Consider the following 24,764-nt stretch of genomic DNA (forward strand, 5'->3'; position numbering starts at 1 on the left):
GGACCTTCGACGGAAGGACGCGTGCCATGACTACCTACCATGATCCGCATCAACACAAGTTCCCCGATACCGAGCGCACGACGCGTTCGCACGCGGGGGAGTTGGTCCAGGACTCCCTCAATTGGCCGGGGCTGTTGCTCGTGGGCATCGGCATCGTGATGGTCGCGGCCACGTTGACCGCCGCCGGTTCCGGTTTTGTCGGGTGGGCGGTGATCGCCGGGATCGTCAGCGGGGTGTGCTTGCTGCTCGGGGTGGGGATCGTGCTCGCCGAGCATCGCCGGATCAAGGTCGGTGAGGGGCTGCACCTGACCGATCCGTGTGGGCACTGATGGCCGAACCCGCGCTGATCACCGTGGGCTATTCGCATCTGTTTCCCGGCGTGGTGGTGCACGCCGACCGTATGGCGGACGATTTCGATGTGGTGTTCTCCGACGGCGTGCGCACCGAGGCGGGGATCGTGCACGACAACAACGGGGGTTCGGCCTTGGACGTGGTCGGGTACGCGACGGCCGCGGGGACGATGCTGCCCGGGCGGATGTGGCCGATCACGTCGATCGAGGATGCCGAGTCCGGGGTGACTATCAAACTGGGGGCCTTCGTGCGCTAGCGGCGGTGAACCAGGCCGGTTCGCGCTAGCTGGACCTTTCTGTGCCCATCAGCTGGACCGGCGTCCACCTATGCCGCAGTGTTGATTCATGAGCGAGCATCCCGCGCAACGGCGCACGCTGGCCGTGTTGGTCGCGGCGCAGATCTTCAGTGGGGCGGGGCTTGCCGCGGGCATCACCGTCGGGGCGCTGCTGGCGCAGGACATGCTCGGGTCCACCGGGTGGGCGGGGTTGCCCGCGGCGATGTTCACGGTGGGGTCCGCGGGTGCGGCGGTCGCGGTGGGCCGGATTTCGCAGCGAGCCGGGCGGCGGGCGGGGCTGACGTTCGGGTATCTGACCGGTGCGCTGGGCAGTTTCGGGGTGGTGGCGGGCGCGGTGACCGGGAGTCTGCTGCTGTTGTTCGCGTCGATGGTCGTCTACGGGGCGGGCACCGCGACCAGTCTGCAGGCGCGCTACGCCGGTGCCGATCTGGCCCGACCCGCGCATCGGGCGCGCGCGATCAGCACGGTGCTGGTGGCCACGACAGTGGGTGCGGTGGTCGGGCCGAACCTGACCACGCCGATGTCGGATCTTGCTGTGCGGTGGGGCATTCCGAGTTTGTCGGGGCCGTTCGTGCTGTCCGGGGTGGCGTATCTGCTTGCGGGACTGGTGTTGTGGGTGTTGTTGCGACCGGATCCGCTCGTGCTCGCCAAGGCGATCGCCGAGAAGCCCGCCGACGTTGTCGACACGACCGCGACGCCGCGGTGGTCCGCGCCGATTGTGGCCGGGACGACGGTGATGGTGGTGACCCAGTTGGTCATGGCCGCGATCATGACCATGACACCGATCCACATGCAGCATCACGGGCACGGCGTGGGCGCGGCGGGGTTCGTGATCGCGGTGCACGTGGCGGGGATGTATCTGCCGTCGTTGCTGTCGGGGATGCTGGTGGACCGGTTCGGGGCGGGGCTGGTCGCGGTGGCGGCCGCGGCCACGCTGGTGGGTGCCGGGTTGGCTGCGGCGTTGGCTCCGCCGAGTTCGGTGGGGGCGCTGGCGGTGGCGCTGGGATTGCTCGGCGTCGGTTGGAACCTGGGGTTGGTCGCGGGCACCACGATGATCGCGGACGCGACGCCGGTGGCGACCCGCGCTCGCACGCAGGGCACTGTCGACGTGGGGATCGCGATCGCGGGTGCCGGCGGCGGGCTCGGGTCCGGGGTCATCGTGGCCTTCTCCGACTACCCGGGGTTGGCGTTCCTGGGTGCGGGGATCGCGTTGTTGATCGTGCCCGCGCTGGCCTGGTCCGCTCGCCGACCACGCATTCACGACGAGGTCGCGGCCGGTTGACCGTGGTCCGTCGGGGTGGTCGGCCCGTGGGATGATCGGGCGATGAAAGGTCAGACGAGTACATCCCGCCTGTTGACGATTTTCGGCGGCGTGGCCATCGTGATGCTGTTGGTCAACTGGAGTCTGATGCGTGCGGTGGCGTTCGCGGTGATCTGGGCGATCGCGGCGGCGGTGCTGGTGTTGCGGGACCGACGGCGCGGAGCCCCCGAACCCACCGAGTCGGACACCGGCGAGCGCTGAGGCCAGATCCGGACCGTCCAATGCCTTGTTTCGCAGGTCGGGGCGGTGCTGCTGGGTGACGGTGTCGATCACCTCGCGGGGGAATCGTTGTGAGCGCAATCGGTGCCGGAGGTGGTGTGGTCGGCTAACGTTTTCGGGGTCGGGTTCGGTGGTGAGGAGTGTTGGGTTGACGGTCGAGATCGCGGTGCATCCGTTGGATGATCCGGTGCGGGCTTCGTTGCGGGGGCAGCATCGGCGGTTTGCGCGGTGGACGGGGCGGATCGGGCGGTATGACCCGGAGGTGGCTCAGTTCGTCGGGCATCCGGCGGTTTTGGACGACCAGGATTGGGTTGATCTGGGGGTGGCGCTCGGGTCGGGTGGCAGTGCCGGGATTCGCGGGGTAGGGCTTGTGCCGCCGGCGGGGTGGACGGTGTCGGCGGAGTTCGACACGGTGCAGATGGAGGGGTCGGGGTTGCGGGTGGCGGTGGATTCCGGGCTCGAAAGGCTCACTGCCGCTGATGTTCCCGAGATGTTGGCGTTGATCGCCAGGACCGAGCCGGGGCCGTTCGCGCCGCGGACCATCGAGATGGGGACCTATGTGGGGTTGCGGGTCGACGGTCGATTGGTGGCGATGGCGGGGGAGCGGTTGCATCCGCCGGGGTGGACCGAGATCAGCGCGGTGTGTACCGATGCCGAATTTCGGGGGCGTGGGATCGCGTCGCGGTTGATTCGGGCGGTCGGGGCGGGGATTCGGGCGCGGGGGGAGACGCCGTTTCTGCATGCGATCGCGCACAACACCTCGGCGATCAGTTTGTACGAGACGTTGGGTTTCACTGTGCGGAAGAGGTCGATGCTGACCCTGATGCAAGCACCGTAGTCGTTGCGGCGCCGGGATTTCGGTCGCGAAGGGCTGTCACATCTGGCTATTGGGCGATAAAGTCTGCCTGGAGTGAACTACAGCGGAAGGTGGCAGGCCAATGACGGCAGCGGCGGTTAAGCAGCAGGTGCTCGAACTCGGTGGGGCGTTCATGATCTCGCGTGAGGTCAGGGCGTTCGGGGAGACGACCGGGGTGGCGGGGTTTCACGGGCCGTACATGCGGGGGCGTGGTGGGGTGCTCGGTGATGTGGATGCCGATGTGGTGACCGCGGCGTTCGGGTTCTTCGAGCCTGAGTGTGTGCGTGCCGCTTGGGAATCGGTGTCGATGCCTGCTGCGGAGGCCGCGGCGGGGTACATGGTGGCGTGTCGGGAATTCGGGCAGCGCAAGCTTGCCGGGTTCGAGCACGCTGATCGGCTGGCCGCACTGCTGCAGCGGGTGGTGGATGCCGCGCCGTCGGCCGGGTTGCCGTTGTTCGCCGGGTGGCGGGCGCTGCCGGTACCCACCGACGGGCGGGCCGCGGTGCTGCAGTTGATGCATGTGCTGCGCGAACTGCGCGGTGGCTTGCACCTGGTGGCGGTGTTGGCCAACGGGCTCACCCCGTTGCAGGCGATCTTGGTCGCGGGCTCACCGATCCACGACGGGCCCGCTCACGCGAAGTTCCTGGGCTGGACCGAGCCGTTCGAGACGGTCACCGACGACGTGCGCACGCGGTGGGAGGCCGCGGAGAAGGTGACCGATGAACTGATCGCGCCCTGCTTCGACGTTCTCGATGAGTCAGAGCGCGACGAGCTCATCACGCTGATGCACGAAGCGCACCGAGTCGCGTTGACTCGCTAGCGTTTTCACGACCCGATGACGTCGCGCCCGCGCCCCACGATCAGTGGGTCCGCGGTGCCGACGATCTCGACATCTTTGTTGTCGTACTCGAACCCGCTCAGCACATGCCGCATCGCGTTCAGGCGCGCGCGTTTCTTGTCGTTGCTCTTGACCACGATCCACGGTGCCTGGTCGGTGTCGGTGTGCTCGAAGTTCTCCTCTTTGGCCGCGGTGTAGGAATCCCATTTGTCCAGCGACGCGAGGTCCATCGGCGACAGTTTCCAGTGCCGCACCGGGTCGACCTGGCGGATCGCGAACCGGGTGCGCTGTTCCAGCGGCGACACCGAGAACCAGAATTTGATCAGGTCGATGCCGTCGTCGACCAGCATCTGCTCGAACAGCGGTACCTGCGACAGAAACCGCCGATGTTGTTCGGGCGTACAGAAATTCATCACCCGCTCCACCCCCGCCCGGTTGTACCAGGAACGATCGAACAGCACGATCTCGCCCGCGGCGGGCAGGTGCTGCACGTACCGCTGGAAGTACCACTGGGTCGATTCGCGCGCGGACGGCTTCTCCAACGCGACCACCCGAGCGCCGCGCGGATTCAGGTGTTCCATGAACCGTTTGATGGTGCCGCCCTTGCCCGCGGCGTCGCGCCCTTCGAACACGATCACGATGCGCCGACCGGTGGCCTTGACCCAGTTCTGCAGTTTCAGCAGTTCGATCTGCAGCAGCCGTTTGTCCAGGTCGTATTCCAGGCGCGAGAGACGCTCGTCGTACGGGTAGCCCTCGCGCCAGGTGTCCACGACCAGCCCGCCGGGCGCGGTGAGCAGGATCGGGTCGTCGTCGTCGCTGTCGTCGACGGTGAATCCGGTGGTGTCGGCCAGGTTCACCACATCGGCGAGATCGGCGACCTCGCTGACGTCACGGGGCATCGGACTCGTCTGGACATCGGTCATCGTTGGGACGTTAAAGGGTGTGCGTGACACCGAGATGAACGCACGGTGCCCAGGCACGCGTGGCGCGGGTGCACAATCGAAAGATGTTCCGTACGGCGATCTATCCCGAGCGCGGTTCCCGATGAGCGGGCGCGTCGAAGGCCGGCCGGGGTCGCCGACGGCGCTGCGGGACCAGAACCGGGCGCGGGTGGTCGAAGAGCTGCGCAGGCAGGGCCAGGCGACCCAGGCTGATCTGGCCAGGGCGACCGGTTTGGCTCCCGCCACGATTTCGAACATCGTGCGCGATCTCGCGGGCGCGGGCAGTCTTCGCATCGAAAAGCGCAGTGGCAAACGCAATTCCGTGCGACTGACCGGTGGAACGGGGTTCGTTGTCGGGGTGGATCACGGGCACCGTCACGTCACCGTCGGTATCAGCGACCTGGCCCACCAGGTGGTCGCGCAGACCCGCACCGAACTGCCTGTCGGCCTGTCGGCGGCGCAGTCGATGGATCATGCCGCGCGACTGCTGGACAAGACGCTGGTCGACGCGGGCATCGAACGCGCGGAGGTGGTCGGTGCCGCCATGGGCCTGCCCGCACCCATCGACCGCACCACAGGCCGCGTGGGCTCACCGTCGATCCTGCCCGGCTGGGTCGGCATCGACGCCAGCAGTTTGGCCACCACCGCATTGGGCCTGCCGACGTGCGTGATCGTGGACAACGACGCGAACCTGGGTGCCCTGGCCGAACACCAATGGGGCGCCGGGACCGGCACGACCGACATGGTGTACCTGAAACTGTCCGAAGGCGTGGGCGCGGGGCTGATCGTGGGCGGGCGCCTGTATGCGGGGGTCGCGGGCACCGCGGGCGAGATCGGGCATACCACCGTCGACGAATTCGGGGCGGTGTGCCGGTGCGGTAACCGGGGGTGTCTGGAAACGCTGGTGTCGGCGCGGTATGTGGTGTCGCTGCTGGCACCGACCGAGGGGGAGTTGACGATCGAGGAGGTCGTGCGCCGCGCGATCGCCGGTGATCGGGCGTTCGTGCGGGTGCTCGACGATGTCGGCAGGCAGGTCGGGGCCGCGGTGGCGGGGCTGTGCAGCATCCTGAACCCCGAACTGCTGGTGTTGGGCGGCGAACTCGCGCAGGCCGCCCAGATCCTGATCCCCTCGATCCAGCAGGTGGTCGACCGGTGCGGGGTGCCCTCGGCTGCCGCCGCGTTGCGCATCCGACCCGCACTGCTGGGCCCACAGACCCATTTACTGGGTGCGATAGCGCGGGCGATCGCCGATGCAGACCGCTCGGTGTTCATGTCCTGAACGGCAACACGGCGATTTGGGCTCAATTGCGCGAATTCCTGCAGGTGTCATGCAATTCGGGGCACACTGTGATCTGATTCACACTGCTACTCGCGAGGCAATGATGCCCGCCGTGGAGAGGACGAGGCCGATGCACGATGGAGTCTCCTTCGACAAATCCGCCCTACCAGACGGCGAGGGTTCCAGTAACCGCGTCGTGCTGATCGCGTCCGTCGCGGCGCTGGGCGGGTTGCTGTTCGGCTTCGACAGTGCCGTGATCAACGGCGCGGTCTCGGCAATCCAAACCGAATTCGACGTCGCCGACGCGGTGCTGGGCTTCGCTGTCGCCTCGGCGCTGCTGGGTGCCGCGGCGGGCGCGATGACCGCGGGTCGCATCGCCGACCGCATCGGCAGGCTCAAGGTGATGAAGATCGCCGCGGTCCTGTTCTTCCTCAGCGCGATCGTGACCGCGTTCGCCCCCGACGTGTGGACGCTGGTGCTGGGTCGCATCATCGGCGGCATCGGTGTCGGCGTCGCCTCGGTGATCGCGCCCGCCTACATCGCCGAAACCTCACCCGCGCGCATCCGCGGTCGCCTGGGCTCGCTGCAGCAGCTGGCCATCGTGCTCGGTATCTTCTTGGCCCTGCTGGTGGACTACCTGCTCGCCGAACTGGCCGGCGGTGCGAGCGAAACGCTGTGGTTCGGGCTGGAAGCCTGGCGCTGGATGTTCCTGTCGATGGCGATCCCGGCCGTGGTGTACGGGGTGCTGGCGTCCACGATCCCGGAGTCGCCGCGCTACCTGGTGGCCACGCACAAGATCCCCGAGGCGCGGCGCGTGCTGTCGATGCTGTTCGGTGAGAAGAACCTCGAGATCACCATCCACCGCATCGAAGACAGCCTCAAAAGCGACACCAAGCCGTCGTGGAAGGACCTGCGTCGTCCCGGCGGCGGGCTGTACCCGGTGGTCTGGGTGGGTTTGATGCTGTCGGTGTTCCAGCAGGCCGTGGGCATCAACGTGATCTTCTACTACTCGAACGTGCTGTGGGAGGCCGTCGGCTTCGAGGAATCGCAGTCGTTCCAGATCAGCGTGTTCACCTCGGTGGTCAATATCGCGACCACGATCGTGGCGATCATGCTCATCGACAAGGTCGGGCGCAGGCCGCTGCTGCTGGTCGGCTCGATCGGCATGACCATCACCTTGGCCACCATGGCCGTCTGCTTCGGTGCCGCCGACCAGGTCGCCAACGCCGAAGGTGTGCTGGAACCGCATCTGAGCGGTGCGTGGGGTCCGGTCGCGTTGGTCGCGGCGAACCTGTTCGTGGTGTTCTTCGGCATGAGCTGGGGCCCGGTGGTGTGGGTGCTGCTGGGCGAGATGTTCCCCAACCGGATCCGTGGCGCGGCGCTGTCGCTGGCCGCGGCCGGGCAGTGGGCGGCCAACTGGGCGATCACCGTGTCGTTCCCCAGCCTGAAGACCTTCTCGCTGGGCTTCGCCTACGGCATGTACGCGGTGTTCGCCCTGCTGTCGTTGGCGTTCGTGGCCAAGTTCGTGCCCGAGACCAAGGGCATGACGTTGGAAGACATGGACGAAGCCGCCGGTTTCGACCGTCCCGCTACCACCGCCTGACCTCTCCCGCTTCACCAGTCTCGGAGCTCCACCATGTCTGCTTCTGTGCCCTCTTCCGGCCTCAAAATCGCTGTTCTCGGTCCTATTCCGCTCGACCACGTCGTCACGCACCGCGGCGAGGTCATCGACAAATACGGGTGCGCGCTCTACACCGTGGCCGCGCTGGCCTCGTTGCTTGGCCCCGACGATGTGGTGCGGCCGATCGTGCACGTGCGCGAACGCGATCTGGGCCCCATCACCGAACAGCTGTCGCGGTTCAGCAATGTCGACCTCACCGGCATTCGCGCGGGCAGCGACCGCGGCGACGTCGTGGAACTGACGTTCCGTGACCAGAATTTCCGTGACGAACGCCAAACCGGTTTCATGCACCCGATATCCCCCGCTGATGTCGAATTCGCTTTGGATTCCGACGCTTTCGTGTGCGTACCGATCACCGACTACGAAGTCGCTCAACCCACGCTGGCCTACATTCGGGCCAACAGCGACGGCCTGATCCTGCTGGACTGTCACGGCCCCACCGTCGCGCTCACCGCCGCCGGGTACCGGGTGAGCAGGCTGTGGATCGACCGTGACGCGTGGCTGCCCACCATCGACATCATGAAGATGAACCTGGAGGAGGCGGGCCGGGCCTGGTTCCCGCCGCCCGGCGGTGACCCCGACGAATTCGGCAAACCGCTGCCCAAAGAGCAGTTGCCCGAGTTCGCCCTGCACTGTTTGCGCCGCGGGGTGAAGGCGGTGTGTGTGACCCTCGACGAGGAAGGCTGCGCGATGTATTTTCTCGACCCCGACGGGGAGTTACGGGAGGAGATCGTGCCCCGCATCCACGTGGAGAACGTCATCGACACCACCGGTTGCGGTGACTCGTTCGCCTCCGGGATGGCCTTCGGGTACCTGGCCGCGGGCGATTTCGTCACCGCCGCCCGGTACGGCAATGCGATGGGGGCGCAACGGTGTTCGGGCAAGGACCTGTCGGTGTACCGGTCGCTGCTGGAAACCAACCAGCAGTTGCGCGAGGCCTACGGCGCCGAGGCGGTGGGGCAGTGAACGCGCCGGCGCAGACCGACACGACCTGGTCCGTGGTCGAGAACGGGTGGAATCCGCAGCGCGCCAACTACTTCGAGACGATCTTCACCGTCGGCAACGGGCGTCTTGGCACTCGGGGGTCGCTCGAAGAACGGCACACCGGGGCGTTGTCGGTTACGTTCATCGCCGGCGTGTACGACGCGTATGACTCGCCGGTGATCGATCTGGTGAACGCACCGGACTGGCTGGACAGTGAAGTCTTCGTCGATGGTGTGCGGTTGGACACCGAGACGGTGCGCGTTGTCGAACATCGACGCGAACTGGACTTGCGGTGCGGAGTTCTGCACCGCGACACCGTGTTCGCGCTGCCCGACGGTGCGCGGGTTCGGTTGCGCACGCAGCGGTTCGCCAGTACCGCCGATCGTGATCTGTGTTGTCTGCGGATCGAGGTGAGCTGTCTGGATCGGGCAGGTGCGGTGACGGTGCGTACCGGGGTCGACGCGAACCGGCGCAATCTGGAACGTCTGCCTACCTATCGCGAGCAGACCTCGTTCGGATACGAACGCAAGTGGGACAAGTGGGCCAAGTCCACGCACCTGAAGTCGGCCGGTGCGGGGTTCGACGGGGACATCGGGGTGATCGCAAGCCGCACGATCGACAGTGGTATCGACCTCGCCTACGCGTTCACCTGTACCGCGGACGGCGGGCGGCAGCAGCAGCAACGGTGCCGCCATGACGCCATCTCCTTCGAGTGGCAATTCGACTGCGGTGCAGGCGAATCCGTACGGGTGGACAAGCTGGTCGGGATCGCCACCAGTCGCGACTATCAGGCCGTGGAACCGGTGCGCGAACGCGCCGTGGACACCGTGGCGCGCGCGGGCACCTTCGACGATGCGGCAGCGGCGAACCGGGCGGCGTGGGATCTGGTGTGGGCCGACGCCGATTGCGAAGTGGTCGGCAATGATCGGGTGACGCAGGCGTTGCGGTTCGCGATCTACCACCTGCTCATCGCCGCGGACCCCGACGACCCGACCGTGAGTATCGGGGCGAAATCGCTGTCGGGCGAAGGGTATCGGGGGCATGTGTTCTGGGACACCGAGGTGATGCTGCTGCCGTTCTTCCTGTTCACCCAGCCGCGCGCGGCCCGTGCGTTGCTGGGATACCGGCATCACACGTTGCCCGGTGCGCGCGAAGTCGCCGCCGACAACGGGACCGGCGGTGCGCGCTTTCCGTGGGAATCCGCGGACACCGGGCGCGAAGAATGCCCGCAATTCACCCCTGACGGGAAAGACCGTTTCTATACGCGCGAAGAAGAACTGCACGTCACCGCCGATATCGCCTACGCGATCATGCGCTACGCCGAGGTCACCGGCGATGACGATTATCTGTTCGGCGAAGGCGCGGAGATCCTGTTCGAAGGTGCCCGATTCTGGGTGCAGCGGTGCGTGGAAGACGGCGATTCGCTGGTCATCCGGACGGTCATGGGGCCCGACGAATTCCACTCCCACGTCGACAACAACGCCTTCACCAACAAACTGGTGCACTGGCATCTGCTGCAAGCGGCGGCGGTGTTCGACCGAATGTCACGGGAACGGCCCGAACAGCTCGACGCCCTGATGGCATCGATCGGGCTGGATCCGGGCGAACCGGCGGGATGGCTGGCCGCCGCGGACCGGCTGCGGGCACCGGTGGATCCCGACTGCGGGGTCATCGAACAATTCGACGGCTACTTCGAGCGCACGGTCGTGCCCATCGTGGAATGGGACGACAACGACATGCCGTTGTACCCGGTGGGCTACAACCATTTCAACTGCGAAACCACCTCACTGCTCAAACAGCCCGATGTGGTGATGTTGATGCATTTGCTGCCCGACGAATACTCCCTGGCCACCCGGCGGGACAATTACGAGTTCTACGAGCAGCGCACGGTGCACAAATCCTCGCTGAGCCCGTCGATCCACGCGATCGTGGGATTGCAGGTGGGGGATTCGCGCACCGCGGAACGGTATTTCGGACGGTCGGCGTTCGTGGACCTCGATGACAACCAGGGCAATACCGAAGAAGGCATTCACATCGCGTCGGCGGCGGGGACCTGGCAGGTCGCCACGCACGGCTTCGGTGGATTCCGGGCGTCGGTGGACGGGTTGCATTTCTCGCCCGCGCTGCCGTCCTCCTGGGAACGGTTGCGGTTCTCGGTGCACTGGCGTGGACGCACCGTGCGCGCGGATCTGGGACACGGTGACGCGCGGTTCGAATTGGTCGGGGAAGGACCCGCAGAACAGATCACCGTCTGGGGTCGCCCGGTGACACTGACACCCGGCATTCCCGTCGAGGTCGCGGCTACGTGACCCGCGTCTTGGCCTCGCAGGCAGTGCTTTTCGACCTCGACGGGGTGCTCACCGACACCGCGGCGGTGCATCGACGGGCCTGGTCGGCGCTGTTCACCGAGTTCCTGCCCACCGTGGCTCCCGCCGCCGCGCCCTATACCGACGCCGACTATTTCGCACTGGTGGACGGGAAGGAACGGGCGGCGGGAGTGCGGTGCGTGCTGGACTCGCGCGGGGTGCGCGTGCCCGACGGGGCGATGGACGACCCGCCCGAGGCCGCGACCGTGCACGGGCTGGGCAACCGGAAGAACGTGCGGTTCACCGACATCATCGAAAGCGACGGCGTCGAAGTGTTCGCGGGGTCGCTGCGAGTGGTCGACGCGGTGGCCGCGGCGGGAATTCCGATGGCGGTGGTGTCCAGCTCCCGCAACGCGGTATTGGTGCTGGAAACCGCCGGACTGCTCGACCGGTTCCAGGTGGTGGTCGACGGGGTGGTGGCCGGGCGTGAACACCTGGCAGGCAAGCCCGCACCGGACATGTTCCTGTCCGCGGCAACGACTTTGGGCGTGGAACCCGCGCGCACGGTGGTGATCGAGGACGCGGTGTCGGGAGTGCAGGCGGGGCATCGGGGTGGGTTCTGGGTCATCGGCGTGGATCGGGGGACCGGGGTGACGGCGTTGCGTGACGCCGGCGCGGACGAGGTGGTGGCCGACCTGGGGGAATTGTTGGTGTGAGGGTGCACGGGCGCGGTAGGGTCGCACCGACCGTCCAACTGAACAATCGTCCAAGTTTGCTGGGTGTTCACGTCGACGTCGAACGACACCGCTAGATTCGGATCGCACGATTCGCGTTGTCACCGTCGAGGAACGTCTAGGCTGCGTCGCGATTGTCCAACAGCTCCCAGCCAGAAGGTGGCCATGCCCGATCAGTTCTCGTCCGGAATCGGCCGTCGCGAAGTGCTGGCCGGTGCGGCCGGTGTTATGGCGGGCCTGTCGCTGGTGGGCCTGACCCCCGCGTCCGCGGTACCCGCCGACGTGCCCAAGTTCGCACCGGCAGGCGGGCGCAACGTGCGTGTGCTGGTCACCGGTGATGCCGGCACCGGCAGCCGCACCCAGTGGGCCGTGGCCGACGCGGCACGCGAATACCATGCGCGCCAACCGTTTTCGCTCGCGGTAGGCCTGGGTGACAACATCTACGAGACCGGCCCCGACGGTCCCGACGACGAACAGTTCGCCACCAAATTCGAAAACCCCAACGCGGGCCTGGACTTCCCGTGGGCCATGGTGCTGGGCAACCACGACACCAGCGGGGTCTTCCCCGGCGACGGCGGCTGGCTCGCGCGCGGCAACCACGAAGTGGCCTATCACGCGAAGTCGCAGCGCTGGTGGATGCCCAGCCGCTACTACTCGCTGCGCGTGCCCGAACAGAACCCGGTCGTGGAGTTCTTCGTCCTGGACATCAACCCCCTCGCCGCCTACATCCCGCCGTTCCTGGACCCGTACTGGGCGGTGGACGGGCCGTACATGAACCAGCAACGCGTCTGGCTGGACACCGCGCTGGCCGAATCCACCGCGCAGTGGAAGATCGCCTGCACCCACCAGCCCTACCTGAGCAACGGCCCACACGGCGACGCGGGCAACTACGAGGGCCTGCCCATCGAACCGATCAACGGCGTGCACGCCAAACGCTTCTTCGAAGACCATGTCCTGGGCAAGGTGTCGTTCCTGCTGTCGGGCCACGACCACACCCTGCAGGTGCTGGAACCGACCCCGGCCACCGTGGGCACCCGCCAGATCGTGTCGGGCGCGGCGGGTAAAACGTCCAGCGGCCACCCGCGCACCGGCCCTAACGCGTCGCTGTTCGAGACCCAGAACGAACTGGGGTTCATGGTCATGGACCTGACCGCGAACTCGGCGAACCTGAAAGTGGTCACGGTCGACCCGGCTACCGGCGCGAGCACCGAGGTTTTCGACCGACGACTGGGCTGAAACGCCGCCGACAGGGGATGATCGGAACATGGGTTTCTACACCGATCGGATCCTGCCGCACCTCGTCGACAAAGTCTGCGGGACCGCCCAGAACGGGCCACTGCGCGAGCGCACCTGCGCCGGATTACACGGGCACGTTGTCGAGATCGGGTTCGGTTCGGGCAACAACATCGGGTTCTATCCCGCCGCGGTCGACAAGGTCAGCGGGGTCGAGCCTGCGTCGGTGGCGTGGGATATCGCCGCCAAACGTGTTGCGGCCAGCCCGATTCCGATCGAACAGGCAGGCCTGGACGGTCAGTCGCTGCCGTTTCCCGACAACACCTTCGACACGGCGCTGTCCACCTTCACCCTGTGCACCATCCCCGACGTGTCGGCCGCGCTCGCCGAGATCCGCCGGGTGCTCAAACCGGGCGGCACCCTGCATTTCGTGGAACACGGTCTCGCACCCGACGAATGGGTGCAGACCTGGCAGCACCGCCTCAACCCGATCCAGCAGCGCGTCGCCGGTGGCTGCCACCTCAACCGCGACATCGCCGCGCTGATCGGCGACGCGGGCTTCGAGTTCACCGAACTGGACCGGTTCTACCTGCCGGGAGCCCCGAAAGCGTTGGCGGCGTTGTCACTTGGGGTTGCCCGCTGACTGGTTTCGGCAAATGCTTGCGCGACGGTGAGGCTGTCTTCGTAGACGTGGTAGCGGGTGATCACACCGCTTTCGACGGTGAAGTGCAGTGCGCACCGGGCGGTGTATTTCTTGCCGGTTGCCCTCACCGTCTGATTGATCTCGCCGAGCACGACGGCGTCCGGACCGTCGACCAGGATTTTGGTGATTGTCCCGCCACCCTGGCCGGGAACGTGGAAGTCGTGCAGTGCCCTGAAATGGTCGGCGACGTCCGCGCGAGTCGACCGCTGTCGGATCCAGGGCACCGCAGGATGCCCCGCATCGGGCCAATCGAGTTGCCAGTCGACATTTTCCGCGAACAGCTCGGCGATCCGGTTCGGGTCTGCCTGTGCCAGCCGGTGGAGAAATTCGGTCACGACAGCGCGGGCGTCCGAGTCTGGTGTAGAGGTCATAGTCGCAACTGTAAGCAAGCTGCACTGACATCTTCTGTCAGTGAACTTTGACAGAATCGCCGTATGCGCGCGGCTCGTCTGGTGACCCTGCTGTTACTGCTGCAAGCCCGCGAGCGGATGACCGCTCAGGAACTGGCAGACACCCTCGAGGTCTCGGTCCGCACGATCTACCGGGATGTGGAATCGCTGGGCATCGCGGGAGTCCCGGTGTACGGAGAACCCGGACATGAGGGCGGTTACCGCCTTCTAGACGGTTATCGGACCCGACTGACCGGTCTCACCGCCACTGAGGCCGAGGCGCTGTTTCTCACGGGGCTGCCCAAGGCCGCCGCCCAGTTGGGTCTAGCTGCCGAGGCGACCACCGCACAGCTCAAGATCGAGGCCGCGTTGCCCGCCGACGTGCGCGATCGTGCGCGCCGCAGCGCCGATCGGTTCCACCTCGACTCGTCGACCTGGTACAGCGACGCCGACCACACACCCCATCTGTCACCGATCGCCGACGCCACCTGGAATCAGCAATGCGTGCGGATCCACTACCTGCGCTGGGCGGTACCGCGGGAGATCACCCGCATCGTCGAGCCGCACGGACTGGTCCTCAAGGTCGGCGTCTGGTATCTCGTAGCCCGCAATCAGGGACGGTTGCGCACCTACCGGATCTCCCGCATCCTCGAGGTGAAAGTTCTCGCCGAGTCTTTCGACCGATCCGAAGGTTTCGACCTGGCCGCCCACTGGAACGACTACCTGATCCGATTCGACCAGCGCCGCCACCGTGACACCGCCACCCTGCGCCTGTCTCGCCGCGGTATCGAGCGGTTGCCGGGTCTACTCGAGCCCGCCATGGTCGCGGCCGCCCAGCGCACAGCTGTGGGACCGGATGCCGCGGGTTGGACTGAGGTCGAGCTGCCGATCGAGTCGGTCGAAACGGCCGTACCCGAACTGCTGAAGTTCGGTGCAGATGTCGAAGTTGTCGCGCCCGAAGAACTTCGGACGGAAATCACCCGAACGCTGCGAGCGATGTATCGGATCTATGAGTAACAGCTGCCGGGTCCGCTGCTACTCGGTGATCCCTACCAGGAGCTGATCAGTGTGGTCTCGTGGTCGCCGCGGTGCCAGTGTTGCGCGAGGCGGGTGAGGCGGTGGGGGGCGGCGATGCTGCGGGTGGTCGCGATCTTGTTGTCGCGGATTTCCAGGATCGCCACGCCCAGGACGCGGTCGTCGGTGGTGAACACGATGGCTGGGCAGCCGTTGACCACGGCGGCGTGGATCGAGGGTGTGCCGCCTGCGAGTCGGCGTTTGGCCGGTGTCGGGGTGAAACCGGCCTGTATGGCGCGGGCGAGGCGTTGTGGGGTGGCGTAGCTGATCAGTTTCGCTGCGCGGCCGCCGAAGCCGTCGGAGATGCCGGTCGCGTCGTCGGTCAGCAGCGCGATCAGGCGTTCGGTGCGGCCCGAGGAGGCGGCGTCGACGAAGGCTTCGACGATGCGGCGGGCGGACCCGGGATCGGTGCCGGTGTTGTTGCGGGCCACGGTGATTCGTGTGCGGGCGCGGTGCAGGTGTTGCTGGCTCGCGGAGACGGTGAGGTCGAGGATGTCGGCGATTTCGGCATGCCGGTAGGCGAAGGCTTCGTGTAGCACGTAGACGGCGCGTTCGACCGGTGACAGTCGTTCCATCATCGCGAGTACGGCCAGGGTCACCGATTCGCGCTGTTCGACGGTGTCGGCGGGGCCCAGCATCGGGTCGCCGTCCAGCAGCGGTTCGGGCATCCAGGTGCCGACGGCGCGTTCGTGGCGTGCTTTGGCCGACCGGAGTCGGTCGAGTGCGAGGTTGGTGACGATCTTGGTCAGCCAGGCCTCCGGTACGTCGACGTAGGTCCGGTCGGCGGCCTGCCACCGCAGGAACGCGTCCTGCACCGTGTCTTCGGCGTCGGCGGCCGAGCCGAGTAGGCGGTAGGCGATCGAGGCCAGCCGGTGGCGGCTGGCCTCGAAATGCGCCACGGTGGCGGTGTCCATGAGCACGACTCTAGGCGGGGATCACGTCGTGTTCGACGGTGGTGACCGCGCGGTACCGGCGACTGGGCAGTCCGAAAGTCGGATGGCTCAGGCTCCAGGGGTTCACTCCGAGAACCGCCGCTTTGACTCGTGCGGCCGCCCGGCCTCGCAAAGCCCACGACTTGGATCGCGCGTCACCGCCGACCACCTGGAACAACCCGTCCTTGCGACCCAGACTGATGTGATTGCCCACGTAGGGAAGCGATTTCGTCGAGATCGTGCGCCCGGTCAGGTCTCCGACGATCGTGGCGGTGGCCTGCATGCCGGTGAATCCCGCGGACGCGCACGACATCGGCAGCGGTTGTCCGTTGTCGCCGATGACGAAGGCGCTGTCACCGGCGACGTAGACGTCGGGGTGCGAGACCGAGCGCATCTGACGGTCGACGGTGATCTGACCGTTGGGTTCCACGGTGAGACCGGTGGCTGCGGCGATCGGATGGGCGGCGAAACCTGCGGCCCACACCGTCGCGTCGGTGGTGAACACGGTGCCGTCTGTGGCCACCGCGCGTTCGGCTTCGACCCGCTCGATGGCGGTGTTCTGGTGGACGGTGATGCCGAGCCGGTCGAAGGCGTCGAGCAGGTGGGTGCGGGCTTTGGTGCCCAGCCAGCCGCCGAGTTCGCCGCGGGTGGTCAGGCTGACGCGCAGTTCCGGATGGGATTCGGCGATCTCGGTGGCGGCCTCGATCGCGGTCAGGTTGCCGCCGACGATCAGTACCTTCGCGCCCGCGCCGAGGGCGTTCAGGTGGGCGCGCAGTCGCAATGCGGCCGGGCGCGATGCCACGTGAAAAGCGTGCTCGTCGACGCCGGGGACATCGTGGTCGTTCGCGGTGCTGCCGAGTGTGTAGAGCAGGGTGTCGTAGTCGAGTCGGTCAATTCTGTTTCCGTCGGTGATCGTGACGGTTCGGTCCTCGACGTCGACACCGGTCACCCGCGCCACATGAAGCCGGATGCCGGTTCCCGCGAACATCTCCGCCAACGGCAGATGCCGCAGATCCTGACCGGCGGCGAGCTGATGATTGCGCAACCGTTCGGCGAAATCGGGTTCGGCGTTGACGATCGAGATCTCGAAGTCGTCGGAATGGAGTCGGCGGGCCAGGGCCCCGGCGGAGAATGCTCCGGCGTATCCGGCCCCGAGGACGACGATGCGGTGCTTCATGATTCGCTCCTGTCTGGTTCGCGTGCACCCTGAACGAGACAGCTCACGATTTCCTGACAGGTTCGTTATGTGATGTGGGTCACTGCCGTCTGATGGGGGAGGTGGTGAGGAATTCGGTGATGGCGGTGGTGACCGCGGCGGGTTGGTCGAGCATGGACAGGACGTAGGCGTCGTCGATTTCCACCAGGCGCGAGTTCGGGAGCAGGGCGGCCAAGCGGGGGCCGTGGTCGCGAGGCATGACCTTGCCCGCTGAGGACCACAGGATCAGGGCTTCGCCGGAGAAGTGTTGTAGCGCTTCGGTATTGGTGATGAGTTCACGCTTGTCGAAACCGGCTCGGGTGTAGGCGAGTAGGTCTTCGCGAATGCGTGGGTTGCGCAATCCTGGTTCGGTCCAGGCGTGGACGAGGGCGTCGGGGATGTCGGATTTGGCCATCCAGCCGAACATCAGGGGTGTGCGGCGCAGCCAGCCGATGCGCAGTTGGCGCAGCGCCAGGGTGATGCCGCCGGGCAGGGTCGAGGCGAGGATGGCGGTTTTGCCCGGGAGGCCCGGTGGGAAGTTGTCGAAGGCTTCGCTGGGGAAGATGATCAGGCGGCTGACGCGCCGGTCGAGGCCGTAGGCGGTGAGGAACAGGGCGCCACCCCAGTCGGAGTGCACCAGGGTCACGTCGTGCAGGTCCAGGGCGGCGAGGAAATCGGCGACGAGGTGGTTGAGCCCGCGCAGGCTCAGGTCGGTGCCGGGGTTCATCGGTTCGGGGTGGGCGCCCAGCGGCAGGTCGGGCAGCACATACCGGAAGCCGGTGGGGAGGTCGTCGATGATCGCGTCCCAGACCGTGTGGTTCATCAGCAGTCCGTGCAGCAGGACCACCGGGGGACCTTCGCCGCGTTCGCGGTAGTGGATACGGCCCGCATCGAGTTCGACGGTCGGCATGACATCCTCCGTTTCGACTAGAGCATTCACTCTAGTGCGTTTGCTCTAGTCTGGAGGAGTGAGCGAGCAGATGTCAACGACCACCCGCGACCGCTTGGTGACCGCGGTCGCCGAACTGATGCGCGTGCACGGGTACAGCGCGATCACCGTCAAACAGATCACCGCCGCCGCCGGTGCTCCGATGGGGTCGCTGTATCACCACTTTCCGCAGGGGAAGGTGCAGATCGCGGCCGAGGCGTTACGCAGCACCGGTGCTGCCTACATCCAGTTGCTGCCGTTGTTGATGGACCCGCACGAAGATCTGCGGGTGGCCGTGCCCGCCGCGTTCTCCGACGCTGCTCGCGCACTCGAGGAATCCGGGTGGATGAACATGTGCCCGGTCGGCACCGTCGCGGGGGAGGTCGCCGACAGCGAGCCGGTCCTGCGCGAGGTCGCCGCCGAGGTGATGCGGGACTGGATCGACCAGGGCGCAACATATTTCGTCCGACGCGGAGTCGCGGAATCCGCGGCGCGCGAGTTGATTCTGGCGATGCTGTCCGCGCTGGAAGGAGCTTTCATTCTGGGCCGCACGCTGCGTTGCGCCCAGCCGTTGCGGGCGGCCGGTCAGGCGATGGCGGCGCGGGTGGACATCGTGCTCACACCACAATGACCGTGTCACGGGCCCTGTGACACGGTTGTGGTTGTGCGAGTGGATGGTTCATTTACGCGGCGGCGAGCGCTGCGGTGATCTTGCCGGTCATGTCGGCCATCGTCGGGTTGGGCTGCGGCTGGAACAGCGCGGTGGTGTCGATGGCCACGCCGATGGTGTTGCGGAAGTTCTCGGCCTCGACCGGGTCGTGCTCGCCGAGCAGGGCCACCGCCGCCGTGAGAGCGGGCAGTACCTGATCAGCCAGTTCGGCGACCGACGACCCGCTCAGGGCGATGCGTCCGGACTTCTCGGCCAGGACATGTCCGACCAGGCCGGTCGCCGACGACAGCGCGATGCTGCCGGCCGTGGCGATCTTGTGCGGCTTACTGGTGGCCCCGCCGGCTGCGGCGAGGAGGGAGACGGCGCCGTACGCGGCGGTCCGCAGGGTGGTCTTTTCCTGGGTGGTGAGGGTGACAGACATGATGGTGTTCTCCTTGTGTGTTGTTGTGCGGTACGGGGATTGGAAGATTCAGCTGCTTGCCGACGAGGTCGCCTCGACTTCGCGCACGGCGTCGGCGATGGCGCGGAAGTCCTTTTTCAGGATCGCGCCGTGGTTGCTGGGGACCTTCGCGCTGATGCGGATATTGGGGTTGGTGGCCAGCACGGCATCCAGGCCGGTGCGGATCTTTTCCTGCTCGTCGCCCTTGCTGCCGAACGAGGTTCCCGACGCGACCACGTACCGCACCGGGTCGGTGATGGCGTTCAGGACCGGGGTCAGGTTTTTCACGCTGGACAGCTTGCCCAGTTCGATATTGCTGTCGGCCTGCTGCTTCGCGGTCAAACGGGGCGCCAGGCCGGTGGGGCGGGCCAGCGGAAGGACCCAGCTCAGCCGCTTGAACAGTTTGCGGATGCGCAGTTCCATGGCCTCGTCGAGCCAGTCGTAGGGGAAGGCGCCGTCGACCAACACCGCACCCAGCGCGGCGCCGGGGTTGCGGCTGGTCCAGTGCGCGCCCAGGTAGGCGCCGTAGGACCAGCCGACCAGGATCGGCTTCTCGGTGATGCCGCGTGCGGCCAGGATCGCGTGGATGTCGCGCACGCAGGTGTCGAAGGAGTAGTCGGCGGACTTCTTGGACTTGCCGCGGGCCCGCTCGTCGAAGGTGATGTGACGGTAGCCGGGGCCCAGTTCGGCGATGACCTTGCGCCAGTAGCCCTGGGTGCCGAACTGGCCGTTGAGGTAGATCACCGGGGTGCCGGTGCCGCCGGTGTCGGTGACCGCGAGTTCGGTGTCGTCGATGGGGACCATGCCGGTCCAGGCGGTGGTGGTGGCGGTGGAGTTCGAGGAAGTCATTGCCATGTCCTTGCGTTGCGATGTTCGGGCTTTACTGATGATTGAAGAGTAAGTTGCGTTCACTGTTCTGTCAACACTTGATTTCAATCAAAACCCATGTGGGAGTGCGTAAAGGTGTTGGCATTGCAATGGATATGACAGTGAATGCAATGAGTAACCGCGTTGCGTATTGCAATGAGATGAGAGTGAATGCATACTGGGCGTGGGACAGGCGACCACGCCTAGTACCGGTGAACAGAGAGGTGACCAGCAGCGATGCCAGGAGGCAGACTCACCGACGCGGACCGCCAGCACATCGCCGCGGGCCTGGCCCAAGGACTCGGCTACGCCGAAATCGGCCGGACACTGGGCCGACCCGCCTCGACCGTGATGCGCGAAGTCACCCGCAACGGCGGACCCGACGACTACCGCGCCCACCGCGCACACCAGGCCACCCAGCAACGCGCCCGCCGACACAAACAACCCCAACCGGACCCACCCCCGATCCCCGACAACGGCTACGGACGCGACCCCCAGGCCGTCGCGGACTTCGCCGAATCGTTCACCGCCCTGCTCATCGAACAGGGCCTGCCGCGCATGGAAGCCAGAGTGCTTGCCTGCCTGCAGATCACCGACGCCGGCGCCCTCACCGCCGCCGAACTGGTCGAACGCCTGCGCGTGAGCCCCGCATCGATCTCCAACGCGGTCGCCTTCCTCGAACAGCAGGGCATGTTGCGTCGTGAACTGGTCCCCGGACAGCGCCGCGAACGCTACGTCATCGACGACGACATCTGGCTACGCAACCTCGCCGCCTCGGTCCACATGCAAAACGCCCTCGCCGCCATCACCCGACGCGGAGTCGAAGTCTTAGGCCCCGATACTCCCGCAGGCGCCCGCTTCGAACTATCGGGGGAATTCGTGCTCATCGTCGGTGCGGCACTACGACAGGCCATGGAGCAGTGGCAGCAGCGGCTGGCCGAGCGTGCGCGCTACTCATAGATCGTCGCTGCGCGCAGGGCAGTCTGCATGACCTCCCAGCTGCTCCACGGGATCGGGACACCACGGTTGGCGTAAAAGCCCTCAGCATCGGCAAGCCAACCGGCCAGCGCCTCCAGGTAGTCCGGCAACGAATGATTGTCCCAGTGCGCGGGGGGACCAGCTGACCAGTCCGCAACCAACGCACGCACTGCGGAGACCATCCGGTCATTCGACCCTGCCGCCACCGCCGACGGACAGCCAGGCAGACCACAGTCTTCGTCCGGGTCGCCGTCCGGGTTGGACAGGTCGTGCTCGAACTCGTAGTGGAAGCACACGTAATGCATCCCTTCGAACACTGTGTAGTTGTCGCGACCCACTCGAACGGGTCGGCCGCAGCGACGGCAGATCGGGCTGCTGGTGGTATCGGGCACGTGAGGATCATGGCAAATGGTCCGGGTGCAGGTCCTTGCCTCGGGTAGGTGACGAAATCGGAATGCGGTCCGATCGGCGCTCTGGCAGCATGGCCGGATGCCGGATCTGCTGTGGAGCGAGGTCAAGAACTTCTTCGACCCCAACTTGATGGGTGATCTGCCGGATCTGTGGGTGCCCGACACCTCGGTCGAGGACTGGCAGGCGGTTTTCGAACTGATCCGTTCCAGCGGGTGGGCATGGGAGTACGCGGAGGACGGCACCGTGCGACCGCTACCGCCTGCGGCGGACGTGCTGCCGCGTCCTGTTGATGCGGAGTCGGTCACGCTGCGGGTCAGGCCCGTGCCGGGCGTGGAGGTGATCTTTTGGCCGATGTCGGCCACCGAGATCGATTTCGACGTGAACCTCCGTGAGCTGCAAGGCCAGGAAGGCGTGGATACCCTGTGTGGCTTGTTGTGTGCGCTGGGCCGCTTACTCGGCAAGCCGGTGTTCCTGTGTGCCGAAGGCCGCCAGCACGGCTACCCGGTGCTCGGGTTCGACCCGGCAGCTGACCGTGTGGTGCTGCTGGCAGATCCAGAACTCTGAAGACCTTGTTCCGCGCGCGGACCCACTGCGATGCGTGTGGATAGGCAGGCCCCGCCTCTACGAAATCTATTCTGCTGCAGGGTGTTTCGACCGGCTAACCGGTCGGGGTGAGGACGATTCGGGCGATCAGGGCTCGGTGGTCGGCGCCGGGGAGGGGGAGGGTTTCGACGGTGGTGGCGTGGGCGTTGGCTAGGAGGAAGTGGTCTATGCCGATCAGTGGGGGGAACGGTTTGTCGGTGGGGTAGGTGGGGAGGTGGCCTGCGCCTGCTTGGGTGGCGGCGTCGGCGAAGGGGGCGGTGGTCATGGCACGGAACAGGGCGTGGTCGTGGGTGGCGTTGAAGTCGCCGCCCACTATGGCGGGGCGGTCGGTGGGGGCGTTGCGCAGGATTTCGTTGAGGCGGGTCAGTTCGTCGGCCCAGACGGCGGTGTCGTAGACGGGTGGGACGGGGTGGAAGGCGTAGATGTTGACCGGGCCTACGTCGGGGATGGTGGCGGTGGCGGAGATCTGGTTGAGGACGTAGCCGTCGTATTCGGTGGTGTGCGACAAGGGGAATCGGCTCCAGATGCCGGTGCCGCTGGCTGTCTGACCGGGGGCCAGATAGCGGTGGGGAAGGAGGTGGTCCAGGCCTGCGCGGGACAGGGCGTCGACGGCGGGGCGGGTGAGTTCGTTGACGGTGAGGATCGCGATGTCGCGGGTGCGGACCTGGTCGACGAGTACGGCGGGGTCGGCGCCGTCGAAGAGCAGGTTGGCTTGCATCGCCATGATCGGGTGGCCGTTGCCGCCGGGGTCGGCGAAGTACAGCGGTGCCTGGGTGGCGATGCCCGCGCCTGCGACGATTACGGCCACACCGGTCGCGACCCACTGGCGAGTTGCGGCGAATCCGACAGCGCCGATCACCGCGCCGCACATCAGATAGGGCGCCCCGGATGCGGCCAGCACCAACGGTTCCAGCGGCCACCGGATGAAATGCAGTGCCACGCCGACCGCTGCTGCGAGCGTTGCGGCACCGGCCAGCAGGCGGATACCGGTCCGGATTACCTGCGGTGTCATCTCGCCAGCCAAGCACGGGTCGGAAGTTCGCGCGAATGGGCGCTCACCGGTCGGCGCAGTTTCGCTCACGTCGAGTCCACGGTCGCGAGCAGGGGCGCAAGGGCCCGAAGACCGGCGGATGGCGCGGGGGAGGTGCCAATGGTGGTAGGAAAGGGGGCGTGTCGGCATCTGGCGAGAATTCTGGTTCCCACGGTCGGTCGCGCGCGGAGGACGAGGTGGTGGAGCTGGTCAGCAAGCTGATCCAGTTCGACACCTCCAACACCGGCGACCTGGCCACCACCAAGGGCGAGCAGGAATGCGCGCACTGGGTGGCCCAGCAATTGCACGAGGTCGGGTACGAGACCGAGATCGTGGAATCGGGAGCCCCCGGACGCGCGAATGTGTTCGCGCGGTTGAAAGGTGCCGACCCGAATCGCGGCGCGTTGATGATCCACGGGCACCTGGACGTGGTGCCCGCCGAGGCCGCCGACTGGAGCGTGCACCCGTTCTCGGGCGCGGTGCGCGACGGGTACGTGTGGGGGCGCGGCGCCATCGACATGAAAGACATGGTCGGCATGACGCTGGCCCTGGCCCGCCAGTTCAAAGCCGAAGGCACGGTGCCGCCACGGGATCTGGTGTTCGCGTTCCTGGCCGACGAGGAGAACGGCGGCAAATGGGGGTCGCAGTGGCTGGCAGACAACCGGCCCGACCTGTTCGAAGGCGTCACCGAGGCGGTCGGTGAGGTCGGCGGGTTCTCGCTGACCGTGCCGCGACCCGACGGCACCGAACGCAGGCTCTACCTGGTGGAAACCGCCGAAAAGGGCCTGGGCTGGATGCGGTTGCGGGCCAAGGCGCGCGCCGGGCACGGGTCTTTCCTGCACGACGACAACGCGGTCACCATCCTCGCCGAAGCTGTCGCCCGACTGGGCAGGCACACCTTCCCGATCGTGCTGTCGGACTCGGTGGCCGAGTTCCTGGCCGCGGTCAGCGAGGAGAGCGGGCTGGCATTCGACCCGCACGGACCCGACATCGAAGGCCAACTGGCCAAACTGGGCACCATTTCGCGGATCATCGGCGCGACCCTGCGCGACACCGCCAACCCGACGATGCTGCAGGCCGGATACAAGGCCAACGTCATCCCACAGACCGCCGAAGCCGTGATCGACTGCCGGGTGGTGCCGGGACGGCAGGCGGCGTTCGAACGCGAAGTCGACGAGCTGATCGGACCCGATGTGGAACGGGAGTGGATCACCAAGCTGGACTCCTACGAGACCACCTTCGACGGTCACCTGGTCGACGCCATGAACGACGCGGTCCTGGCCCACGACGCCAACGGGCGCACCGTGCCCTACATGCTGTCCGGGGGCACCGACGCGAAAGCGTTCGCGCGCTTGGGAATTCGCTGCTTCGGGTTCGCGCCACTGCAACTGCCGCCGGACTTGGACTTCACCGCACTGTTCCACGGGGTGGATGAACGAGTGCCGGTGGCGTCGCTGGAATTCGGCACTCGGGTGCTGGAACATTTCCTTTTGCACAGCTGACCTCG

The 24,764-nt window shown here is 66.5% G+C and carries 27 protein-coding genes; 18 read left to right on the forward strand and 9 right to left on the reverse strand.

All coding sequences use genetic code 11. The features are described 5' to 3' along the window. Positions 1 to 26 precede the first annotated feature (26 nt). The 6 genes from ACFWU5_RS07080 (at position 27) to ACFWU5_RS07105 (ending at position 3,862) form a co-directional block, all read left to right on the forward strand. On the forward strand, positions 27 to 329 hold the full coding sequence (locus tag ACFWU5_RS07080; RefSeq protein WP_379242766.1) for a hypothetical protein: 303 nt from the start codon (positions 27 to 29) through the stop codon (positions 327 to 329). Continuing rightward, complete coding sequence (locus ACFWU5_RS07085; protein ID WP_379242764.1) at positions 329 to 607, forward strand: hypothetical protein; 279 nt, start codon at positions 329 to 331, stop codon at positions 605 to 607. The genes ACFWU5_RS07080 and ACFWU5_RS07085 overlap by 1 nt, the downstream gene beginning before the upstream one ends. Before the next feature lie 88 nt (positions 608 to 695). Continuing rightward, positions 696 to 1,928, forward strand: a complete 1,233-nt coding sequence (locus tag ACFWU5_RS07090; RefSeq protein WP_379266417.1) for an MFS transporter — start codon at positions 696 to 698, stop codon at positions 1,926 to 1,928. Positions 1,929 to 1,970: 42 nt separating this feature from the next. After that, positions 1,971 to 2,168 carry a hypothetical protein gene (locus ACFWU5_RS07095; RefSeq protein ID WP_379266418.1) on the forward strand — a complete coding sequence of 66 codons (198 nt, stop codon included), beginning with the start codon at positions 1,971 to 1,973 and terminating at the stop codon, positions 2,166 to 2,168. Between the two features lie 166 nt (positions 2,169 to 2,334). Further along, positions 2,335 to 3,024 carry a GNAT family N-acetyltransferase gene (locus tag ACFWU5_RS07100; RefSeq protein ID WP_379266419.1) on the forward strand — a complete coding sequence of 230 codons (690 nt, stop codon included), beginning with the start codon at positions 2,335 to 2,337 and terminating at the stop codon, positions 3,022 to 3,024. 100 nt (positions 3,025 to 3,124) lie between these two features. Further along, positions 3,125 to 3,862 carry a hypothetical protein gene (locus ACFWU5_RS07105; RefSeq protein ID WP_379266420.1) on the forward strand — a complete coding sequence of 246 codons (738 nt, stop codon included), beginning with the start codon at positions 3,125 to 3,127 and terminating at the stop codon, positions 3,860 to 3,862. A gap of 5 nt (positions 3,863 to 3,867) precedes the next feature. On the opposite strand, the gene ppk2 is transcribed toward ACFWU5_RS07105, so the two are convergent. Continuing rightward, the gene (gene ppk2 / locus ACFWU5_RS07110; protein WP_379243311.1) at positions 3,868 to 4,779 is read right to left on the reverse strand and encodes a polyphosphate kinase 2; all 912 of its coding nucleotides are present in this window, start codon (positions 4,777 to 4,779) and stop codon (positions 3,868 to 3,870) included. A gap of 145 nt (positions 4,780 to 4,924) precedes the next feature. Here ppk2 and ACFWU5_RS07115 point away from each other — a divergent pair, with 145 nt between their 5' ends. The 7 genes from ACFWU5_RS07115 to ACFWU5_RS07145 all read left to right on the forward strand — a co-directional run bounded on the left by ACFWU5_RS07115 (position 4,925) and on the right by ACFWU5_RS07145 (position 13,681). Then, a complete protein-coding gene (locus ACFWU5_RS07115) occupies positions 4,925 to 6,100 on the forward strand; it encodes an ROK family protein (protein WP_379266421.1) in 1,176 nt (391 codons plus the stop codon). Positions 6,101 to 6,230: 130 nt separating this feature from the next. Next, positions 6,231 to 7,703, forward strand: coding sequence for a sugar porter family MFS transporter (locus ACFWU5_RS07120; RefSeq protein WP_379266422.1), 1,473 nt, complete (start codon positions 6,231 to 6,233; stop codon positions 7,701 to 7,703). Positions 7,704 to 7,736: 33 nt separating this feature from the next. Beyond that, entirely contained in the window at positions 7,737 to 8,747 is a 1,011-nt protein-coding gene (locus tag ACFWU5_RS07125) for a carbohydrate kinase family protein (RefSeq protein ID WP_379242746.1), read from the forward strand. Next, positions 8,744 to 11,074 (forward strand): glycoside hydrolase family 65 protein, encoded by a 2,331-nt coding sequence (locus ACFWU5_RS07130; RefSeq protein ID WP_379266423.1) that lies wholly within the window; start codon positions 8,744 to 8,746, stop codon positions 11,072 to 11,074. The genes ACFWU5_RS07125 and ACFWU5_RS07130 overlap by 4 nt, the downstream gene beginning before the upstream one ends. Then, the gene (locus tag ACFWU5_RS07135; protein WP_379266424.1) at positions 11,071 to 11,787 is read left to right on the forward strand and encodes an HAD family hydrolase; all 717 of its coding nucleotides are present in this window, start codon (positions 11,071 to 11,073) and stop codon (positions 11,785 to 11,787) included. The genes ACFWU5_RS07130 and ACFWU5_RS07135 overlap by 4 nt, the downstream gene beginning before the upstream one ends. Positions 11,788 to 11,970: 183 nt before the next feature. Next, the gene (locus ACFWU5_RS07140; RefSeq protein WP_379266425.1) at positions 11,971 to 13,041 is read left to right on the forward strand and encodes a metallophosphoesterase; all 1,071 of its coding nucleotides are present in this window, start codon (positions 11,971 to 11,973) and stop codon (positions 13,039 to 13,041) included. 28 nt (positions 13,042 to 13,069) lie between these two features. Next, on the forward strand, positions 13,070 to 13,681 hold the full coding sequence (locus tag ACFWU5_RS07145) for a class I SAM-dependent methyltransferase (protein ID WP_379242738.1): 612 nt from the start codon (positions 13,070 to 13,072) through the stop codon (positions 13,679 to 13,681). On the opposite strand, the gene ACFWU5_RS07150 is transcribed toward ACFWU5_RS07145, so the two are convergent. Next, positions 13,624 to 14,112: a nuclear transport factor 2 family protein gene (locus tag ACFWU5_RS07150; RefSeq protein WP_379266426.1), complete on the reverse strand. Its 489-nt coding sequence runs from the start codon at positions 14,110 to 14,112 to the stop codon at positions 13,624 to 13,626. The two genes, ACFWU5_RS07145 and ACFWU5_RS07150, sit on opposite strands and share 58 nt — an antisense overlap. Positions 14,113 to 14,175: 63 nt before the next feature. Between ACFWU5_RS07150 and ACFWU5_RS07155 the strand changes: the two genes are divergently transcribed. Continuing rightward, a complete protein-coding gene (locus tag ACFWU5_RS07155; protein WP_379266427.1) occupies positions 14,176 to 15,147 on the forward strand; it encodes a helix-turn-helix transcriptional regulator in 972 nt (323 codons plus the stop codon). Between the two features lie 32 nt (positions 15,148 to 15,179). Here ACFWU5_RS07155 and ACFWU5_RS07160 read toward each other — a convergent pair whose 3' ends face one another. The 3 genes from ACFWU5_RS07160 to ACFWU5_RS07170 all read right to left on the reverse strand — a co-directional run bounded on the left by ACFWU5_RS07160 (position 15,180) and on the right by ACFWU5_RS07170 (position 18,241). Beyond that, on the reverse strand, positions 15,180 to 16,118 hold the full coding sequence (locus ACFWU5_RS07160) for a sigma-70 family RNA polymerase sigma factor (RefSeq protein ID WP_379266428.1): 939 nt from the start codon (positions 16,116 to 16,118) through the stop codon (positions 15,180 to 15,182). A 10-nt stretch (positions 16,119 to 16,128) separates the two neighbouring features. Next, the gene (locus ACFWU5_RS07165; RefSeq protein ID WP_379266429.1) at positions 16,129 to 17,313 is read right to left on the reverse strand and encodes an NAD(P)/FAD-dependent oxidoreductase; all 1,185 of its coding nucleotides are present in this window, start codon (positions 17,311 to 17,313) and stop codon (positions 16,129 to 16,131) included. 79 nt (positions 17,314 to 17,392) lie between these two features. Continuing rightward, on the reverse strand, positions 17,393 to 18,241 hold the full coding sequence (locus ACFWU5_RS07170) for an alpha/beta fold hydrolase (protein ID WP_379266430.1): 849 nt from the start codon (positions 18,239 to 18,241) through the stop codon (positions 17,393 to 17,395). Between the two features lie 58 nt (positions 18,242 to 18,299). On the opposite strand from ACFWU5_RS07170, the gene ACFWU5_RS07175 reads away from it, so the two are divergent. Beyond that, positions 18,300 to 18,890, forward strand: coding sequence for a TetR/AcrR family transcriptional regulator (locus tag ACFWU5_RS07175; protein ID WP_379242717.1), 591 nt, complete (start codon positions 18,300 to 18,302; stop codon positions 18,888 to 18,890). 52 nt (positions 18,891 to 18,942) lie between these two features. Here ACFWU5_RS07175 and ACFWU5_RS07180 read toward each other — a convergent pair whose 3' ends face one another. Then, positions 18,943 to 19,350, reverse strand: a complete 408-nt coding sequence (locus ACFWU5_RS07180; RefSeq protein ID WP_379266431.1) for a hypothetical protein — start codon at positions 19,348 to 19,350, stop codon at positions 18,943 to 18,945. Between the two features lie 48 nt (positions 19,351 to 19,398). Continuing rightward, the gene (locus ACFWU5_RS07185; protein ID WP_379242713.1) at positions 19,399 to 20,217 is read right to left on the reverse strand and encodes an alpha/beta fold hydrolase; all 819 of its coding nucleotides are present in this window, start codon (positions 20,215 to 20,217) and stop codon (positions 19,399 to 19,401) included. Positions 20,218 to 20,472: 255 nt separating this feature from the next. Here ACFWU5_RS07185 and ACFWU5_RS07190 point away from each other — a divergent pair, with 255 nt between their 5' ends. Continuing rightward, entirely contained in the window at positions 20,473 to 21,195 is a 723-nt protein-coding gene (locus tag ACFWU5_RS07190; protein WP_379266432.1) for a helix-turn-helix domain-containing protein, read from the forward strand. Here the strand turns inward: ACFWU5_RS07190 and ACFWU5_RS07195 are convergent. Further along, positions 21,186 to 21,605: a hypothetical protein gene (locus ACFWU5_RS07195; protein WP_379266433.1), complete on the reverse strand. Its 420-nt coding sequence runs from the start codon at positions 21,603 to 21,605 to the stop codon at positions 21,186 to 21,188. The two genes, ACFWU5_RS07190 and ACFWU5_RS07195, sit on opposite strands and share 10 nt — an antisense overlap. Positions 21,606 to 21,702: 97 nt before the next feature. Here ACFWU5_RS07195 and ACFWU5_RS07200 point away from each other — a divergent pair, with 97 nt between their 5' ends. Then, entirely contained in the window at positions 21,703 to 22,188 is a 486-nt protein-coding gene (locus ACFWU5_RS07200; RefSeq protein WP_379266434.1) for a hypothetical protein, read from the forward strand. Positions 22,189 to 22,282: 94 nt separating this feature from the next. On the opposite strand, the gene ACFWU5_RS07205 is transcribed toward ACFWU5_RS07200, so the two are convergent. Beyond that, complete coding sequence (locus tag ACFWU5_RS07205; protein WP_379266435.1) at positions 22,283 to 23,239, reverse strand: endonuclease/exonuclease/phosphatase family protein; 957 nt, start codon at positions 23,237 to 23,239, stop codon at positions 22,283 to 22,285. A gap of 158 nt (positions 23,240 to 23,397) precedes the next feature. On the opposite strand from ACFWU5_RS07205, the gene ACFWU5_RS07210 reads away from it, so the two are divergent. Next, positions 23,398 to 24,759 (forward strand): M20/M25/M40 family metallo-hydrolase, encoded by a 1,362-nt coding sequence (locus ACFWU5_RS07210; RefSeq protein ID WP_379242703.1) that lies wholly within the window; start codon positions 23,398 to 23,400, stop codon positions 24,757 to 24,759. The last annotated feature ends 5 nt before the right edge of the window (positions 24,760 to 24,764 follow it).

Source organism: Nocardia sp. NPDC058640 (genome assembly GCF_042716995.1).
GTDB lineage: Bacteria > Actinomycetota > Actinomycetes > Mycobacteriales > Mycobacteriaceae > Nocardia.

Excerpts from the sequence above, each read along its gene's own strand:
- ACFWU5_RS07080 (WP_379242766.1), top strand. The coding sequence starts at position 27 with ATGACTACCTACCATGATCCGCATCAACACAAGTTCCCCGATACCGAG.
- ACFWU5_RS07085 (WP_379242764.1), top strand. The coding sequence starts at position 329 with ATGGCCGAACCCGCGCTGATCACCGTGGGCTATTCGCATCTGTTTCCC.
- ACFWU5_RS07090 (WP_379266417.1), top strand. The coding sequence starts at position 696 with ATGAGCGAGCATCCCGCGCAACGGCGCACGCTGGCCGTGTTGGTCGCG.
- ACFWU5_RS07095 (WP_379266418.1), top strand. The coding sequence starts at position 1,971 with ATGAAAGGTCAGACGAGTACATCCCGCCTGTTGACGATTTTCGGCGGC.
- ACFWU5_RS07105 (WP_379266420.1), top strand. The coding sequence starts at position 3,125 with ATGACGGCAGCGGCGGTTAAGCAGCAGGTGCTCGAACTCGGTGGGGCG.
- ppk2 (WP_379243311.1), bottom strand. The coding sequence starts at position 4,779 with ATGCCCCGTGACGTCAGCGAGGTCGCCGATCTCGCCGATGTGGTGAAC.
- ACFWU5_RS07115 (WP_379266421.1), top strand. The coding sequence starts at position 4,925 with ATGAGCGGGCGCGTCGAAGGCCGGCCGGGGTCGCCGACGGCGCTGCGG.
- ACFWU5_RS07120 (WP_379266422.1), top strand. The coding sequence starts at position 6,231 with ATGCACGATGGAGTCTCCTTCGACAAATCCGCCCTACCAGACGGCGAG.
- ACFWU5_RS07125 (WP_379242746.1), top strand. The coding sequence starts at position 7,737 with ATGTCTGCTTCTGTGCCCTCTTCCGGCCTCAAAATCGCTGTTCTCGGT.
- ACFWU5_RS07140 (WP_379266425.1), top strand. The coding sequence starts at position 11,971 with ATGCCCGATCAGTTCTCGTCCGGAATCGGCCGTCGCGAAGTGCTGGCC.
- ACFWU5_RS07145 (WP_379242738.1), top strand. The coding sequence starts at position 13,070 with ATGGGTTTCTACACCGATCGGATCCTGCCGCACCTCGTCGACAAAGTC.
- ACFWU5_RS07150 (WP_379266426.1), bottom strand. The coding sequence starts at position 14,112 with ATGACCTCTACACCAGACTCGGACGCCCGCGCTGTCGTGACCGAATTT.
- ACFWU5_RS07155 (WP_379266427.1), top strand. The coding sequence starts at position 14,176 with ATGCGCGCGGCTCGTCTGGTGACCCTGCTGTTACTGCTGCAAGCCCGC.
- ACFWU5_RS07160 (WP_379266428.1), bottom strand. The coding sequence starts at position 16,118 with ATGGACACCGCCACCGTGGCGCATTTCGAGGCCAGCCGCCACCGGCTG.
- ACFWU5_RS07165 (WP_379266429.1), bottom strand. The coding sequence starts at position 17,313 with ATGAAGCACCGCATCGTCGTCCTCGGGGCCGGATACGCCGGAGCATTC.
- ACFWU5_RS07170 (WP_379266430.1), bottom strand. The coding sequence starts at position 18,241 with ATGCCGACCGTCGAACTCGATGCGGGCCGTATCCACTACCGCGAACGC.
- ACFWU5_RS07180 (WP_379266431.1), bottom strand. The coding sequence starts at position 19,350 with ATGTCTGTCACCCTCACCACCCAGGAAAAGACCACCCTGCGGACCGCC.
- ACFWU5_RS07185 (WP_379242713.1), bottom strand. The coding sequence starts at position 20,217 with ATGACTTCCTCGAACTCCACCGCCACCACCACCGCCTGGACCGGCATG.
- ACFWU5_RS07190 (WP_379266432.1), top strand. The coding sequence starts at position 20,473 with ATGCCAGGAGGCAGACTCACCGACGCGGACCGCCAGCACATCGCCGCG.
- ACFWU5_RS07200 (WP_379266434.1), top strand. The coding sequence starts at position 21,703 with ATGCCGGATCTGCTGTGGAGCGAGGTCAAGAACTTCTTCGACCCCAAC.
- ACFWU5_RS07205 (WP_379266435.1), bottom strand. The coding sequence starts at position 23,239 with ATGACACCGCAGGTAATCCGGACCGGTATCCGCCTGCTGGCCGGTGCC.